14 protein-coding genes and 1 riboswitch are annotated in these 15,059 nt (G+C 72.7%); of the genes, 8 read left to right on the forward strand and 6 right to left on the reverse strand.

What is annotated here, in order from left to right:
- Positions 1-4: 4 nt before the first annotated feature.
- A complete protein-coding gene (gene btuB, locus HNR76_RS00605; protein WP_162310765.1) occupies positions 5-1,867 on the reverse strand; it encodes a TonB-dependent vitamin B12 receptor in 1,863 nt (620 codons plus the stop codon).
- A 123-nt stretch (positions 1,868-1,990) separates the two neighbouring features.
- Positions 1,991-2,232: riboswitch (cobalamin riboswitch) on the reverse strand.
- An 85-nt stretch (positions 2,233-2,317) separates the two neighbouring features.
- On the opposite strand from btuB, the gene cobT reads away from it, so the two are divergent.
- From cobT to cobS, 3 genes are read left to right on the forward strand one after another with little or no spacing between them, the layout of a single operon-like run.
- Complete coding sequence (cobT, locus tag HNR76_RS00610; protein WP_162310764.1) at positions 2,318-3,391, forward strand: nicotinate-nucleotide--dimethylbenzimidazole phosphoribosyltransferase; 1,074 nt, start codon at positions 2,318-2,320, stop codon at positions 3,389-3,391.
- The gene (locus HNR76_RS00615; protein ID WP_162310763.1) at positions 3,388-3,975 is read left to right on the forward strand and encodes a histidine phosphatase family protein; all 588 of its coding nucleotides are present in this window, start codon (positions 3,388-3,390) and stop codon (positions 3,973-3,975) included. The genes cobT and HNR76_RS00615 overlap by 4 nt, the downstream gene beginning before the upstream one ends.
- Positions 3,972-4,709 (forward strand): adenosylcobinamide-GDP ribazoletransferase, encoded by a 738-nt coding sequence (cobS, locus tag HNR76_RS00620; protein WP_170298595.1) that lies wholly within the window; start codon positions 3,972-3,974, stop codon positions 4,707-4,709. The genes HNR76_RS00615 and cobS overlap by 4 nt, the downstream gene beginning before the upstream one ends.
- Before the next feature lie 120 nt (positions 4,710-4,829).
- Here cobS and HNR76_RS00625 read toward each other — a convergent pair whose 3' ends face one another.
- Positions 4,830-5,237 (reverse strand): TfoX/Sxy family protein, encoded by a 408-nt coding sequence (locus tag HNR76_RS00625; protein ID WP_162310762.1) that lies wholly within the window; start codon positions 5,235-5,237, stop codon positions 4,830-4,832.
- Complete coding sequence (locus HNR76_RS00630) at positions 5,234-5,719, reverse strand: GAF domain-containing protein (protein WP_162310761.1); 486 nt, start codon at positions 5,717-5,719, stop codon at positions 5,234-5,236. The genes HNR76_RS00625 and HNR76_RS00630 overlap by 4 nt, the downstream gene beginning before the upstream one ends.
- A 190-nt stretch (positions 5,720-5,909) precedes the next feature.
- Between HNR76_RS00630 and bioD the strand changes: the two genes are divergently transcribed.
- Entirely contained in the window at positions 5,910-6,593 is a 684-nt protein-coding gene (bioD, locus tag HNR76_RS00635; protein ID WP_162310760.1) for a dethiobiotin synthase, read from the forward strand.
- Between the two features lie 129 nt (positions 6,594-6,722).
- On the opposite strand, the gene HNR76_RS00640 is transcribed toward bioD, so the two are convergent.
- The gene (locus tag HNR76_RS00640; protein WP_162310759.1) at positions 6,723-7,112 is read right to left on the reverse strand and encodes a phasin family protein; all 390 of its coding nucleotides are present in this window, start codon (positions 7,110-7,112) and stop codon (positions 6,723-6,725) included.
- A 209-nt stretch (positions 7,113-7,321) separates the two neighbouring features.
- The gene (gene queD / locus HNR76_RS00645) at positions 7,322-7,675 is read right to left on the reverse strand and encodes a 6-carboxytetrahydropterin synthase QueD (protein WP_162310758.1); all 354 of its coding nucleotides are present in this window, start codon (positions 7,673-7,675) and stop codon (positions 7,322-7,324) included.
- Positions 7,676-7,843: 168 nt separating this feature from the next.
- Here queD and HNR76_RS00650 point away from each other — a divergent pair, with 168 nt between their 5' ends.
- The 4 genes from HNR76_RS00650 (at position 7,844) to HNR76_RS00665 (ending at position 13,579) form a co-directional block, all read left to right on the forward strand.
- Entirely contained in the window at positions 7,844-8,653 is an 810-nt protein-coding gene (locus tag HNR76_RS00650; RefSeq protein WP_162310757.1) for a DUF4198 domain-containing protein, read from the forward strand.
- 30 nt (positions 8,654-8,683) lie between these two features.
- Positions 8,684-9,601, forward strand: coding sequence for an EF-hand domain-containing protein (locus tag HNR76_RS00655; RefSeq protein ID WP_162310756.1), 918 nt, complete (start codon positions 8,684-8,686; stop codon positions 9,599-9,601).
- 25 nt (positions 9,602-9,626) lie between these two features.
- A complete protein-coding gene (locus tag HNR76_RS00660) occupies positions 9,627-11,105 on the forward strand; it encodes a DUF2271 domain-containing protein (RefSeq protein ID WP_162310755.1) in 1,479 nt (492 codons plus the stop codon).
- 131 nt (positions 11,106-11,236) lie between these two features.
- Positions 11,237-13,579, forward strand: a complete 2,343-nt coding sequence (locus HNR76_RS00665) for a TonB-dependent hemoglobin/transferrin/lactoferrin family receptor (protein WP_162310754.1) — start codon at positions 11,237-11,239, stop codon at positions 13,577-13,579.
- A gap of 72 nt (positions 13,580-13,651) precedes the next feature.
- On the opposite strand, the gene HNR76_RS00670 is transcribed toward HNR76_RS00665, so the two are convergent.
- Positions 13,652-15,055 (reverse strand): DEAD/DEAH box helicase, encoded by a 1,404-nt coding sequence (locus tag HNR76_RS00670; RefSeq protein WP_162310753.1) that lies wholly within the window; start codon positions 15,053-15,055, stop codon positions 13,652-13,654.
- Positions 15,056-15,059 lie beyond the last annotated feature (4 nt).

Consider the following 15,059-nt stretch of genomic DNA (forward strand, 5'->3'; position numbering starts at 1 on the left):
TGGATCAGCGCGCCGACTGCCAGCGCAGGTTCAGCCCGTACTCGCGGCCCGGCTGGTTGTACCAGGCGATGGTCTCGTACCGGCGGTCGAACACGTTGCTGGCCCTGGCCTGCAGGGTCCAGTCCCGGGCCAGCGCGTATTCCACGCGCAGGTCGACGGTGCCGTGGCCGGCCAGGCGCGTACCGTTGGCGACGTCGTCGTAGCGGTGGCTGGCGCCCTTGGCGCTGATGCCCAGCTTCAGCGCCCCGAACGCGCGGTCCAGGTCCACCCGCCCGGTGTTGCGCGCGCGCCGCGGCAGCCAGTTGCCGTCGTTGATGCCGTCGCTGTCGTTGCGCGGGTCGACATGGCTCAGCTCGGCGTTGATCTGGACGCCGGCCAGGGTCGCGAAGCCGGTCAGCTCGGCGCCGCGGAGGCGCGCCCGGTCGATGTTCACCAGGTTGAAGCCCACGTCGTAGCCGATCATCCGCTCGATCCGGGTATCGAACACGTTGAAGGTCCAGTTCCACCCGTCGCCGTACTGGGCCACGCCCAGGTTCGCGCTGCGCGATTCCTCCGGCCGCAGGTCCGGGTTGCTGAAGCCGGGGTAGTACAGGTCGTTGAAGGTCGGCGCCTTGAAGCCGGTGCCGGCGCTGGCGGTCAGGCGCCAGCCGTTGCCCAGGGCCAGCCCGTAGCCCAGGCTGCCGGTGCTGTGGTTGCCGAACTGCTCGTTGTCGTCGTTGCGCACGCTGGCCTGCAGGGTATGCGCGCCGAAGCGGCCCTGGTATTCGACGAAGCCGCCCAGGTTGTCGCGGTTGTCGGCGTCGAAGGCGGTGGTGCTGGTGATGCGGTCTTCCTGCCAGTCCAGCCCGGCGCTGAGCAACTGGTCGCTGCCGAAGCCGACGTCGGCCTGCAGCGAGGCCTGGTCGCGGCGGGTATCGAAGACGCTGACCAGGCTGCGCGCGCCGCCCTCGGCGAAGTAGCTGTCGGCATCGTCGTTGCCGCGGCCGAACTGGGCGCGCAGCGCCACGCGCTCGCCGGCCTGCCAGTCCAGCCGCCCGCCGAGCACCTGCTGGCGATTCTCGGCTTCGTTGCCGCCGAACACGCTGCCGTCGTACTCGTTGAAGCTGCTGGCGTCCAGCAGGTGGCCTTCCACGCGCAGCGTGTCGGTCAGGGCCAGGCCGGCGCGCAGGTTGACCGATGCGTTGCGGTAGCCGTCGCGGTCGGGCTCGTCGGCGAAGCAGCCCGCGCCCCAGCCGGCGGCGGTGCCGCGGCAGGCGTCGATGCCGTCGGTTTCCTGGTAGCCGGCGCGCGCGGAGACCCAGCCGCGCTCGCCGCGGTTGGACAGCCCGGCGCTGGCCTGGCGCAGGCCGTGGCTGCCCACGCCCAGGGCCACGTCCTGGCGCAGGCCGGGGCCGGCGGCGCGGGTGAACACCTGGATCACGCCGCCGATGGCCTCCGAGCCGTACAGGCTCGAACGCGGGCCGCGCACGATCTCCACCCGCTCGATCTGGTCGATCGGCAGGTCCTGCAGCGCCGGCATGCCGCTGCTGACCGAGCCGACCCGCATGCCGTCCACCAGCAGCAGCACGTGGTCGGACTCGGTGCCGCGCAGGAACAGCGAGGTCAGCTTGCCGGGGCCGCCCTGCTGGGTGAGGTTGATGCCGGCGCGGCCCTGCAGCAGGTCCGGCAGCGAGATGGCCTGGCTGCGCTCGATCGCGGCGCGGTCGATCACCTGCACCGGCACCAGGCTGTCCTCGACGGCCACCTCGGTGCGGGTGCCGGTGACCACGACCCCGTCCAGGTCGGTGGCCGCCTCGCGGGCGAAGGCCGGCGCGGCCAGCAGGGCCACGCCCACGGCGAGGGAAAGGGGAAGGTACTGCGGCTTCATGGATGTCTCCTGGCGTCGCGCGCTCCCGCGCGAACGTTGGCTTGGGGGTTGCCGAGGAGAGGAATGCCGACGGAGGGAGCCATGCATGCACGGCGCGCTGCCGCCGCCATGCCCTCCGCATCGCAACCAGTCGTCTTCCGGGCCGGTCTCCGGGCTCGCAGGCCGGAAGGCGCGCTGCCTTCCCCATCCGGGCGCCTTCCCATGCGCATGCACAGTGGCGTCGTGCCCAGATGGTCCTGCCTACCGTTGCGGGGGCAGCGCCGGAATGCCCGGCAGGCGGCCGTCGCGGCCGCGCCCGGGGTCACCGGCTTCCCGTTTCAACCCGCCGCGCGAGGCTGCAGGTCACCCGAAAGTGCGCGCAGTCTATGCGATCGGCCGGGTGCCGGCAAAAGCGGGTGGCGCCGGCGCGGGGGCTAGAATGCCGGCCGTTTCCGCGTTCCTGGGCCGCCGATGATCCCCGCCTGGCTCCACCGTCCCTGCCGCCCGGTTTCCGACGCTTACCGGCAGCAGGCCCTGGCGCGGCAGTCGCAGTTGACCAAGCCCGCCGGCGCGCTGGGCCGGCTGGAGGCGGTAGCGGTGGAACTGGCCGGCCTGCAGGGCCGTGCGCGGCCGCGCGCGGCGCGGGTGCCGGCGCTGCTGTTCGCCGCTGACCACGGCATCGCCGCGCAGGGCGTGTCGGCCTACCCGGCCGAGGTGACGGTGCAGATGCTGCGCAACTTCGTCGGCGGCGGCGCGGCGATCTCGGTGCTGGCGCGCGAGCTGGGGCTGCCGCTGCGGGTGCACGACGTCGGCACCCTGGCCACCGAGGCGATCGACGGCGTGGTCGCCGACAAGTGCCGGCGCGGCACCGCCGACTTCAGCGCCGGCGAGGCGATGGATGCGGCGGCGCTGGCGCATGCGCTGGACGCCGGCCGCCGCGGGCTGGATGCCGCCTGCGCCGCGCCTGCCGACCTGCTTCTGCTGGGCGAGATGGGCATCGGCAACACCGCCTCGGCCAGCGCCCTGGCCGCGCTGCTGGGGCCGTTGCCGCTGGCCGAGGTGGTCGGCGCCGGCAGCGGCCTGGACCCGGCGCGGCAGCGGCACAAGCAGGCGGTGCTGGAACGCGCGCTGGCGCTGCATGGCGAAGCGGTGGCGCGATCGTCCTGCCCGGTGCCGGAAGCGCTGCGCCGCGCCGGCGGGCTGGAGATCGCCGCCCTGGCCGGGGCGATGGTCGCCGCCGCGCAGCAAGGCACGCCGGTGCTGGTGGACGGCTTCATCGTCTCGGTGGCCGCGCTGGCCGCGGTGCGCCTGAATCCGGGCGTGCGCGACTGGCTGCTGTTCTCGCACCGCTCGGCCGAGCGCGGCCATGCGCGCGTGCTCGATTGCCTGCGGGCCGAGCCTCTGCTGCAGCTCGACCTGCGCCTGGGCGAGGGTTCCGGCGCGGCGGTGGCGCTGCCGCTGCTGCGCCTGGCCTGCGCCCTGCACAACGGCATGGCGACCTTCGCCGAGGCGGCGGTGGCCGGCCGCGACGGACACGCCGCGTGATCCTGGACCTGCTCCGCCACGCCTCCACCGGCCGCGCCGGCCATCTCGACGGCCGCAGCGATCCGCCGCTGTCGCCCGGGGCCTGCGACGCCCCGTGCGCAGGCTATGCGGGACTGGACTGGTCGCGGGTGGTCGCCTCGCCGCGCCGGCGCGCGCGCGATACCGCGCAAGCGCTGGCCGCTCCGCGCGGGCTGCCGGTGGAACTGGACGAAGGCTGGGCCGAACTCGATTTCGGCCAGTGGGACGGCCGTTCCGGCAGCGAACTGCCGGCGGCGGCCGTGGCCGCCTTCCACGCCGATCCGCTCGCCCACCCGCCGCCGGGCGGCGAGCCGTGGGATGCCTTCGCCCGCCGCATCGAAGCACGCCTGCGTGGGTTGCTCGAAGGCGATGCCGGCGATGCCGCGCCGGTGTTGGTGGTCAGCCATGGCGGGCCGTTGCGCATGGCGCTGTCGCAGGCGTGCGGCTGGCCGCTGGCGCAGGCCTGGACGCTGCGGCTGGATTACGGCAGCCGCCTGCGCCTGCGCGTGGAGGCCGGAGGCGATGGCCGCCTGTGGGGCGAGCTGCTGGAGCTGCAGCAGCCATGATCCTGCGCCAGATCGTCCTGGCGGTGCAGTTCATGACCCGGCTGCCGACGCCGCAGGTGCGCGACTTCCGCGCCGACGACCTCACCCGCAGCGCGCGCTGGTTCCCGCTGGTGGGCCTGCTGATCGGCGCGCTGCTGCTGGCGCCGCTGTGGGCGCTGGACGCGCGGCCGGCGCTGGCGGCGGTGCTGGCGCTGCTGCTGTGGGTGTGGGTCACCGGCGCCCTGCACCTGGACGGGCTGGGCGACGTGGCCGATGCGTTCGGCGCGGCGCACCGCAGCCCGGAGCGCTTCCTGGAAGTGCTCAAGGACCCGCACCTTGGCGCGTTCGGCATGGTCGCCATCGCCATGCAGTTGCTGCTCAAGGGCGTGCTGCTGTTCGAACTGTCCGGATCGCCCTGGCCATGCGGCATCGTGCTGCTGCCGGCCTGGTGCCGCTGGTCCACGTTGCTGTGGAGCCGGCGCCTGCCGCCGCTGCAGGCAGCGGGCATGGCCGAGCGCTTCGCCTGGCGGCTGGGGGCGGGCGCGCTATGGAGCTGGGCGCTGCTGCTCGGCGCGCTGAGCCTGTGGCTGGCGCCGCCGCTGCTGCTGGCGCCGTCGTTGGCGATGCTGGGCGTGGGCTACTGGCGGAGCCGGCTGGGCGGCATTTCCGGCGACTGCCTGGGGGCGGGCATCGAAGCGATGGAGACGCTGCTGCTGCTGGCGCTGGTTCTCGGCGCACTGCTCTTCATGGGCTGAGCGGCGTCGGCGCTCGGCAAGCGTTGCAGGAAGTGGCGATGCGGAGGCCACACGGGCTTGTGCAGGCATGCCCGCCAATCACGGATGAACGGGCTGCATCGTGGCGCCTGCGCGGGCTCATCAGGCAGGGCGGTCGCCGCCGTCTTCCGCGTCCGGGGAGGTTTTTTCCTGCTCGCCGGCGCGGCTGCTGCCGTCCTCCTCGGCGTTGCCGCCGTAGAAGGCCGTGGTGGTCACCGGCCCGCCCACCGGGCGGCCGCGCGCCGCTGGCAGCGCGGCGCTGGCCTCTTCCACTTCGGCCAGCAATTGTTGCCGGCGCGCCTCGGGAACGTCGTGCCAATGGCAGTCCTGCAGCGCGCCTTCCAGCGCGTAGAGCAGGTTCAGGCTGGGCCGGAAGCCGGCGCGCCGGACCCTGACGAAGGCCTGCACCGCACCGGCGGCCGCCAGGTCCTGCGCGCTGCGCAGCCCCACCTGGCGCAGCCAGGCCGCGCTCTTGGGGCCGATGTTGCGCAGCGTGTCGGTGCCGCTCATCGCAGCGCCTGCACGTAGGCCGCGGCGATCGCTTCCAGGCCGTGCTGGTCGTCGGCGTCGAACCGGTCCGGCTGCGGGCTGTCCAGGTCGAACACGCCGACCAGTTCGCCGCCGCGCAGCAATGGCACCACCAGTTCCGAACGCGACGCCGAGTCGCAGGCGATGTGGCCGGGGAAGGCGAACACGTCGGCCACGCGCTGGGTCGCGCGGGTGCTGGCGGCGGCGCCGCACACACCCTTGTCCAGCGGGATGCGGATGCAGGCCGGCAGGCCCTGGAACGGGCCGACCACCAGTTCGGTGCCGTCGTAGAAGTAGAAGCCCACCCAGTTCAGCGCCGGCAGCGCGTGGTACACCAGCGCCGAGAGGTTGGCCGCGTTGGCGACGCGGTCGTGCTCGCCGTGCATGAGGGCGCGCGCCTGTTCCAGCAGTTGCGCGTAGCGCTCAGGCTTGCTGCCGCTCAGGGGGATGGTGGAGAAGGACATGCGCGCATGTTACCCCGCTGCCGGCGCGTCGTTGCCGATGCCGGGCGTATCATTCAGGGCCGATGATCCAGGACACAAGCCGTGCGTGCGCCTTGCCGGCGATCCGGCCCGGCGACGCGCACGCCCGATGGATCGCCTCTCCGCGCGCCGCACCGGCCGCGCTGCCGCGCCCCCCGCAACCGGAGCCTCCATGCCTGCAACCGTGACCGACCGACTCTACGTGACCGGCACCGACACCGGCGCCGGCAAGACCCTGGCCAGTTGCACCCTGCTGCACGCCCTGCGCGCGCGCGGCCTGCGCGCGGTGGGGATGAAGCCGGTCGCCAGCGGTTGCGCACGCACGCCGCAAGGGTGGCGCAACGAGGACGCGCTGGCGCTGCAGGCCGCCAGCCACCCCTCACCGGCGTACGACGACCTCAATCCGTTCGCGCTGCCCGAGCCGCTGGCGCCGGAACTGGCCGCGCGCGCGGCCGGCGTCGAAGTCGCGCTGCCGCCGCTGCTGGGGGCATTCGAGCGCCTGCGCGCGCAGGCCGACGTGGTGGTGGTCGAGGGCGTGGGCGGCTGGGCCGCGCCGTTGGCGGTCGATCTGGACCAGTGCGACCTGGTGCGCGCGCTGCGCCTGCCGGTGGTGCTGGTGGTGGGGATGCGGCTGGGCTGCCTCAACCATGCGCGCCTGAGCGCCGCGGCGATCGCGGCCGACGGCGGCGCACTGGTTGGCTGGATCGCCAGCGAGGTCGACCCGGGCATGGCCTGCCGCCGCGAGAACCTGGAGCTGCTGTCCGCGCGGTTGTCCGCGCCCTGCCTGGGCCACCTGCCGTACGTACGCGACCCGCAGCCGTCCGCGCTCGCCGTCCGCCTGTCGCCGCCGGCCTAGGCACAGCCGCGCCAGGCTTGGCGGAAACGCAAAAAAAAAGGACCCGGCAGCGGGAGGGGAGGCTGCCGGGTCCTGGCTTTGCGCGGCGGGAGGGAGCCGCGCAAATTCGGTTGAACGTGGAGCGGAAGATCAGCGCTTGGCGGCCTTGGCCACCTTGGCGACCGTGGCTTCGGCCTGGTCGGTGGCGGCTTCGAACTGGTTCTTGGCCAACTGGCCGAGCGCCTCGGTGGTCTTGAGGGTCAGGCCGAACACTTCCTGGCCGGCGGCGGCAACGCGCTCGGCGTTGTCGCGGGCGACCTGCAGGGCCTTCGGCCACAGGGTCTTGTAAGCCTCGAGGTCGCGGGCCTCGGCGAGCTCGCCCAGGTAGCTGGTGGCCGCGTCGACGTTCTTCTCGAACGTGCGCAACTGCACCCCGAACACCGTCTCGGCGCTTTCCAGGGCCAGGCGGTTCACGCGCGCGGCGGCAGCGGCGAACTGATGAGTGTAAGCGCTGAACTGGTCGTTGAACTGGTAGGACATGGCGTACTCCGTGCGGGATTTACCTCTATGGTGCGACGCAGCATACGGCAGCTTTTGCTGCAATGCAACACCGCAAGGCGAAATTCTTCAGGAATTCTTGGAAACGCTGAATAATCAATGCGTTGAGCGCAAGAAAAAGGGCGCCGAACCCCGTGCCCGGCCTCCCGGCTTGAGGCCGCCGCGATTTTCCGCGTCGCCTTGCCGGCAGATCAGCCGCGGTAGCGACAGCCGGAGGTGCAGGTCTCGTGGACCACCACTTCGCTGAGCAGGGGCAGGGCCGGCTTGAGGCGGTCCCAGATCCACATCGCCAGGCGCTCGCTGGTGGGGTTCTCCAGCCCTGGGACGTCGTTGAGGCAGTGATGGTCGAGCTGGTCGTACAGCGGCTCGAACGCGGCCTTGATCTGGGCGAAGTCCATCACCCAACCGGTGTGCGCGTCGGGCTGGCCGGACACGTGGATCTCCACCCGGAACGAATGGCCGTGCAACCGCGCGCACTTATGGCCGGCGGGCACGTGAGGCAGGCGGTGCGCCGCCTCCAGGGTGAAGACCTTGAAGATATCCATCCGTGCATTGTCGGCCGCGGCCAGGGGGACGGCAATCGAGGGAGGGTCTTCACATGTTGTAAATGATTCTCAACAGCGTATAAACTGCGCACCTCGTTCACTGCCAGCCGTTCGGAGCCGATCCGAAGCGCCAGCGCTCTTCGTCTGTCGCTTGAGGAAGGTATCCGCATGAAGCTCTCCCCGTCGCTTGCGCTGGCCGTGGCCGCGCTGTTCCCCGCCGTGTTCCTCCCCGGCACGCTGCAGGCGCATACGCCCTACCTGGCCCCCTCCGAATTCGCCCCGCGTGCCGGGTCCACCGTGACCCTGGACGCCTCCTTCGCCGAGACCTTCTTCGTGCCGGAAGTGGCTTTCGACAACGGCAGCTTCGAGGTGACCGGCCCGGACGGCGCCAGGACCGTCCCCGATACCGTGCAGGTGCTCAAGACCCGGACCGTGGTCGAGCATCGGCTGGTCGGCGCGGGCACCTACCGGGTCGGCACCGGCCACCGCCTGGGCGCGGTGTTCCGCACCTGGGAACTGGACGGCAAGACCCAGGGCAGCCGCGACGCGGCCCAGCCGCTTCCGGCCGGGGCGAAGCTGCTGTCCCACTTCCAGTCGCGCACGCGCGCGGAGACCTACCTGACCGTGGGCGCGCCCGACCGCGCCGCGCTGCGGCCGCACGGCGAAGGCCTGGAACTGGTGCCGCTGACCCACCCGGGCGACTTGTACGCCGGCGAGCGCTTCGAGTTCGAGGTGCGCTTCGACGGCCGGCCGCTGGCCGATCACAAGGTCGAGATCGTCGAGGCGGTGTGGACCTCCGACCGCAAGCCGGCCGAGGTCTCGCTGCTGACCGACGCGCAGGGCCGCGCCGCCTTCAACCTGGACCGGCCCGGCACCTGGGTGGCGCTGGTGCGGCATCGCGCGCCGGCGCCCGCCGGTGCCGCCGCGCCGGAGTACAGCCACGGCTACACGCTGACCTTCCGCGTGCTCGAGCAATAACCCGCTCCACTTCCGACAAGGGGAAAGACCATGCATCCCATCGCTTCCAGTGTCCTCGCGCTGGCGCTTGCCGCCTGTCTGGCACCGGCATCCGCGCAGGCGCCGGCCGCCGCCGAGGCCGGCGGCCGGCAGGCGTTGCGCCCGGCCGAGAACCATCGCGCCGCGCCGTCGTCGTTCCTCGAACAATTCGACGAGGACAAGGACGGCAAGGTCGACGCCGCCGCGTTCGAGGCTTTCCGCCGCGCGCGCTACGCCGCTACCGACGAGGACGGGGACGGCAGCGTCGACGTGGAGGAATACGTCAACGAATACGCCGGGCGCCTGGACCGCAGCATGGAGGCCGCGCGCGCGGGCCAGGTCAGGCAGACCCACACGCGCTTCGCCGCGCTGGACCGCGACCGCGACGGCTACGTGAGCCGCGCCGAGTACGACGCCTCCGGCGAGCGCGCCTACGCCGCCTACCTGGAAAGCGCGGGCAAGCCGCAGGCGCCGGTGCGCATGGGCGTGGCCAGCCGCGACCCGATCGGCATGCCGACCACGCACAGCCGCGCCGGCATGCTGGCCATGTACGACCGCGATGGCGATGGCGAGGTCCCGCGCGCCGAGTACGACGCCGGGCGCGCCGAGGCCTTCGCCCGCATCGATGCCGATGGCGACGGCCGCCTGGACAAGGACGAGTACCTGGCCGAGTTCGAGGACCGCCTGGACCGGCAGATCGCCGCCCGGCGCGAGGCGGCGCTGCAGCAGGCGCGGGTGCGCTTCGGCGCGCTGGATGCCGGCAAGGACGGCCGCGTGTCGTGGGACGAGTACGCCGCTTCGGGCAAGCGCCTGTTCGAGCGCGCCGACGTGGACGGCAACGGCACGGTCGACGCCGCCGATGCGGCGGCCGCGCCGCCGCCGCCGGCCGCCGCCCCGCATCCGCACGCGCCGGCCGCCGCCGCGCGCTGAACGGCCGACGGGAGGAACGAAGACGATGCATGCCCCAGGGGCCGGCGCATGGGGGCTGGTGCTGGCCTGCGCCATGGTGCCGCACGCCGGCGCGGTGGAGCGCTTCCATCGCGAGCCGGTGCTGGGCACCTCGCTGGAACTGCAGGTGGCCGGCACGGACGCGGCCACCGCCCAGCGCATGCTGGCCGAGGCGCTGGACGAGATCGCGCGGCAGGACGCCGTGCTCAGCGGCTGGCGCGCGGACAGCGCGCTGGCGCGCCTGAACGCGGGTGCCGCCGATGCCGATCCGCCCGCCGCGCTGCGCGAGGTGCTGGTGGCGTGCGAACAGTGGCGCGCGCGCACCGCCGGCGCCTTCAGTTGCCGGCTGGGCGCGCTGGCCGGGCGCTGGCGGCAGGCCGAGGCGGAGGCGGCGCTGCCCGAGCGCACCGCACTGCGCCGGGCGGCGCGGGCGATCGACGCGGCGCGGTTCGACCCGCAGGCGCCGGCGCTTGCGCTCCCGGACGGCGTGCGCATGGACGTGGACGGACTGGCCAAGGGCTACATCCTCGACCGCACGCTGGAACGGCTGCGCGCGCGGTTCCCGCAGGTGCGCGGGATCGCGCTCGACATCGGCGGCGATGGCGCCTACTGGGGCGAGGGCGACGATGGCCGGCCATGGCCGGTGGTCGTCGCCGACCCGGCCGCACCGGAGGACAACGGCGACAGCCGCGGCATCGCCCGCCTGCGCGTGCGCGCGGGCGCGGTGGCCGCCAGCGGCCATTCCAGTCGCGGCTACCGCGTGGGCCGGCGGCGCTTCAGCCACATCCTCGATCCGGCCGACGGCTGGCCGGTCGTCTATGCACCCTCGGCCACGGTCGTCGCGCCGGACGCGGCCACCGCCGACGCGCTGGCCACGGCACTGACGGTGATGCCCATCCGCGACGGCCTGGCGCTGGTCGATGGCCTGCCCGGGGTGGCCGCGCTGATCGTGGGCGAGCAGGGCGTGCCCTTCGCCTCCGCGCGCTGGTCCGAACACCTGGACCCGGCCTTCGCCGGCACGGTGCCGGCGCGGCGCGCGCAGCCGTGCCGGTTGCAGGTCGACTACCAGATCCCCGGCATCGAGGCCGACCGCTACCGCAACCCCTACCTGGCGCTGTGGATCGCGCGCGCCGACGGCACCCCGGTGCGGCAACTGCTGGTGCTGGGCGATCGCGGCCGCTGGCTGGGCGAACTGCCGGCCTGGTGGCGCCACTACGGCCGCAACGACCCGGCCGCCGCGCAGGGCATCGCCCGGCCCACGCGCAGGCCCGGCGCCTACCGCGTCGGCTGGGACGGCCGCGACGATGCCGGGCGCGCCGTCGCGGCGGGCGCCTACGTGCTGCATGCCCAGGCCGCGCGCGAGCACGGCGGCCGCGAATCGCTGCACCTGCCTTTCGACTGGAGCGCGCAGGCGCGCGCGGCCTCGGCGCGGGGCCATGCCGAGATCGGGCGGATCGACCTGCGCCCGGTCTGCCGGACCGACTAGCGGGACGCCGGCACGGCCGGCGCCCGGTTCCCAGCGACGCGAGGCCACGCACGTGGCGAATACCGCAGCCAGGAAGTGCCCGCCAAGCGGCGGGAATGCCTTTCCCCACTTCCAACCTGCGGAGTTCCACCATGAAGACATCCCACACCCTGCTCGCCCTGGCCATCGGCGCCGGCCTGGCGGCGGCGGCCCATGCCGAGCCTGCGGCCACCGCCGCGACCGACGGCGCCAGTACCCTGGACGCCATCCAGGTGCACGGCGAGCGCGAGAAGGCGCGCTCGGCCAACCAGAACGTCACCGTGCTCGGTGCCCGCCAGCTCGAGGACGAGATGGCGCAGAGCATGGAGGACCTGACCCGCTACATCCCCGGCGTGAGCATCGCCGACCTGGGCCGCTTCGGCGACAACGGCTTCAACATCCGCGGCATCGAGGGCGACCGGGTGGCGATGACCATCGACGGCCTGAGCATGGCCGAGGGCCTGGAGACCGCGCGCAGCTACGAGTTCTTCCGCGCCGGCCGCGGCGGGGTGGACATCGACTCGCTCAAGAGCGTGGAGGTGGTCAAGGGCGCCGACTCCATCGGCGCCGGCAGCGGCGCGCTGGGCGGGGCGGTGATGTTCACCACCAAGGACCCGGCCGACTACCTCAAGGCCCAGGGCAACGACACCTACGGCAGCCTCAAGCTGGGCTACACCGGCTACAACGAAGAGAAGCTGGGCTCGTTCACCCTGGCCAACCGCAGCGGCATCGTCGAGTCGATGCTGGTCTACACCCGGCGCAAGGCCCACGAGGCCGAGGCCTGGTACGACAGCACCGAGGCGCAGATCGGCAGTGCCCGCCGCCTGCCCGACCCGATCGACCACGACAGCACCAACGTGCTGGGCAAGATCGACTTCGTCATCGGCCAGGCGCACCGGCTGGGCGTCGTCTACGAGCGCAACCGGGTGGAGAACCTGGTCGAGAACCTCACCCGCGTGGCACCGCCCAGCTACATGGAGCGCTGGGGCGAGGACAGCAACGACCGCGACCGCTACGGCCTGCGCTACACCTGGTCCGCCGGCAACGCCGCCTTCGACACCCTGGAGGCGAAGATCGACCGCCAGGAGACCGAGAGCCGCGGCATCACCCGGGTGCTGACCGGTAGCGGCACCTCGGCCAACCCCACGCCCACGCCCGGCACCACGCCCTGCACCCCGGCGCTGCCCTGCGACCGCGCCGAGGACCGCTCGACCGGACAGGTGCTGGACCGGGTGGCGCTGGACTTCGACAAGCGCGCCGGCGCCCATGCGCTGGCCTACGGCGCGGCCTGGCAGCAGCGCGACATCGACTTCACCGCCATCGACTACCGCTGGAACAACGCCGGTGAGCTGGACACCGCCACGATCGACCCGGCGCAGGTGCCCGGCACCGAGGCGACCTCGTGGAATCTTTACCTGCGCGACCGCATCGCCCTGCACGACGACCGCGTGCGCCTGACCCTGGGCCTGCGCTACGACCGCTACGACTACTCGCCGCGGTTGAGCGAGACCTTCGGCGATGACACCGGCACGGTGCGCGACGTCAGCTTCTCCGCGCCGAGCGGTCAGGTGGGCATCAGCTACGAGTTCCTGCCCAGCCAGTCGCTGTGGTTCCAGGCCGGCCGCGGCTTCCGCGCGCCGACCACCGGCGAGATGTACGCACCGACCAGCACCGCCATCATCGACGAGGTGGCCACCGGCAATGCCGTGGAAGTGCCGACCAGCGCGGCCAACCCGGACCTGGAGGCGGAGACCAGCCTCAACCTGGAGCTGGGCTACCGCTGGGAGAGCGAGAACGCGCGCCTGGGCGTGTCGGTGTTCCGCGACCGCTACGAGGACTTCATCGAAAGCGTGCGCCTGACCGCCAACCCGGGCACCGAGTACCGGACCTGTACCCGCGGCGTGTGCACCACCCGCCTGGGCTACGACTACAACACCCTGGCCAACGTCGGCCAGGTCACGGTGAAGGGGGTGGAGCTGGAGGGCCTGTGGCGGCTGGGCGAGGCCTGGCTGCTGCGCGCGGTCGCCTCGCACAGCCAGGGCGAGCAGAAGGACGGCAGCCCGCTGGACAGCATCAATCCCGACCGCGGGCTGCTGGGCCTGAGCTGGCAGGGGCTGGACAACCGCCTGCGCATCACCGGCAACCTGACTCATGCGCTGGCCAAGAAGCGCGGCGACGTGCATATCGAGCCGGACGTCTTCGGCGCGGTGGCCGAGCCGTTCCTGAGCGAGGCCTACACCGTGGCCGACCTGTTCGGCAGCTTCCAGTTCAACGAGCGCCTGCGGGTCAACGCGGGCGTCTACAACCTGTTCGACGAGAAGTACTACCAGTGGGCGCGGATCCGCAACGTGACCCGTGGCGACTTCTACCTGTACGGCTATGCCACCGACGAGGGCATCGGCCGCTACAGCGAGCCGGGGCGCAACTTCCGCGTGTCGCTGAGCTGGGCGTTCTGAGGTCGGGGCGGGCAAATGCGAACGGCAGCCCTGTGGCTGCCGTTCGCGTCCGTACCGGTTTTCCGCGGCGCGTCAGCGCGTGGCGTCGCGTCGCGGCCCGCCGCCGCCGGGGTTGCCGCCTCCACGCCGCCGCCCGCGGCCGGCCTCGGCCGGCTTGCGCGCGGCCTCGCGCGGCCCGCCGTGCGACTTGGCGCCGGCATGCGCATGGCGCTGGCCATCGCCGCCGCCGGCATGCGGACGGCGGCCGCGGCCGCCACCGGGCTTGCGCGGGGCGCGCTCGCCGCCGGGCACCTCGGCCTTGCCCGGGGCGCTGTTGCCCCAGCGGATCGGCACCTGCGGCTCGAAGCCGGGCAGGTCGCGGATCTCCATGTCGCGGTCGAGCAGGCGCACGATCTGGCGCAGCAGCTTGGCGTCCTCCTGCGAGACCAGCGACAGCGCCTCGCCGCTGGAACCGTTGCGGCCGGTGCGGCCGATCCGGTGCACGTAGTCCTCGGCCACCATCGGCAGGTCGTAGTTGATCACCCGCGGCAACTGGTCGATGTCGATGCCGCGCGCGGCGATGTCGGTGGCCACCAGCACCTTGACCTTGCCCGACTTGAAGTCGCCCAGGGCGCGCTGGCGCTGGCCCTGGCTCTTGTTGCCGTGGATCGCGGCGGCCTGCACCCCGGACTTCTCCAGGAACGTGGCCAGCTTGTCGCTGCCGTGCTTGGTCTTGGCGAACACCAGGGTCTGCACCCGCGCATCGGCGGCCAGCAGGTGCAGCAGCAGTTCGCGCTTGCGCGCGGCGTCGACCGGGTGCACGCGGTGGGAGATGTTCTCGGCCACCGTGTTCTGCGGGGTGACCTGGACCTGGCGCGGGTTGCGCATGAACTCCATCGCCAGTTGCTTGATGCTTTCCGGGAAGGTGGCCGAGAACAGCAGGGTCTGCCGGTTCTGCTTGGGCAGCTTGGCCAGGATGCGCTTGATCGAGGGCAGGAAGCCCATGTCGAGCATGCGGTCGGCCTCGTCCAGCACCAGCACTTCGATGCCCGACAGGTCGACGCTGCGGCGCTCCATGTGGTCGATCAGGCGGCCGGGGCAGGCGACCAGCAGGTCCACGCCGCGGCGCAGCGCGTCGAGCTGGTTGCCCATGCCCACGCCGCCGTAGATCACGGCGCTGGGGATGCGCAGGTGCTTGCCGTAGCCGCGCAGGCTGTCGTGCACCTGGGTGGCCAGTTCGCGGGTGGGGGTGAGGACCAGCACGCGCGGCTTGCGCGGGCCGTGGCCCACCGCCTGCGGGGCGGTGCCCAGGTGCTGCAGCAGCGGCAGGCCGAAGGCGGCGGTCTTGCCGGTGCCGGTCTGGGCGCCGGCGAGCAGGTCGTGGCCCTCCAGCACCAGCGGGATGGCCTGCTGCTGGATCGGGGTGGGGGTTTCGTAGCCCTGTTCGGACAGGGCACGCAGCAGGAAGGGCGCCAGGCCCAGCGATTCGAATGACATCTTG

The organism is Pseudoxanthomonas broegbernensis, from assembly GCF_014202435.1.
GTDB classification, from domain to species: domain Bacteria; phylum Pseudomonadota; class Gammaproteobacteria; order Xanthomonadales; family Xanthomonadaceae; genus Pseudoxanthomonas; species Pseudoxanthomonas broegbernensis.

Excerpts from the sequence above, each read along its gene's own strand:
- btuB (WP_162310765.1), bottom strand. The coding sequence starts at position 1,867 with ATGAAGCCGCAGTACCTTCCCCTTTCCCTCGCCGTGGGCGTGGCCCTG.
- cobT (WP_162310764.1), top strand. The coding sequence starts at position 2,318 with ATGATCCCCGCCTGGCTCCACCGTCCCTGCCGCCCGGTTTCCGACGCT.
- cobS (WP_170298595.1), top strand. The coding sequence starts at position 3,972 with ATGATCCTGCGCCAGATCGTCCTGGCGGTGCAGTTCATGACCCGGCTG.
- HNR76_RS00625 (WP_162310762.1), bottom strand. The coding sequence starts at position 5,237 with ATGAGCGGCACCGACACGCTGCGCAACATCGGCCCCAAGAGCGCGGCC.
- HNR76_RS00630 (WP_162310761.1), bottom strand. The coding sequence starts at position 5,719 with ATGTCCTTCTCCACCATCCCCCTGAGCGGCAGCAAGCCTGAGCGCTAC.
- bioD (WP_162310760.1), top strand. The coding sequence starts at position 5,910 with ATGCCTGCAACCGTGACCGACCGACTCTACGTGACCGGCACCGACACC.
- HNR76_RS00640 (WP_162310759.1), bottom strand. The coding sequence starts at position 7,112 with ATGTCCTACCAGTTCAACGACCAGTTCAGCGCTTACACTCATCAGTTC.
- queD (WP_162310758.1), bottom strand. The coding sequence starts at position 7,675 with ATGGATATCTTCAAGGTCTTCACCCTGGAGGCGGCGCACCGCCTGCCT.
- HNR76_RS00650 (WP_162310757.1), top strand. The coding sequence starts at position 7,844 with ATGAAGCTCTCCCCGTCGCTTGCGCTGGCCGTGGCCGCGCTGTTCCCC.
- HNR76_RS00655 (WP_162310756.1), top strand. The coding sequence starts at position 8,684 with ATGCATCCCATCGCTTCCAGTGTCCTCGCGCTGGCGCTTGCCGCCTGT.
- HNR76_RS00660 (WP_162310755.1), top strand. The coding sequence starts at position 9,627 with ATGCATGCCCCAGGGGCCGGCGCATGGGGGCTGGTGCTGGCCTGCGCC.
- HNR76_RS00665 (WP_162310754.1), top strand. The coding sequence starts at position 11,237 with ATGAAGACATCCCACACCCTGCTCGCCCTGGCCATCGGCGCCGGCCTG.
- HNR76_RS00670 (WP_162310753.1), bottom strand. The coding sequence starts at position 15,055 with ATGTCATTCGAATCGCTGGGCCTGGCGCCCTTCCTGCTGCGTGCCCTG.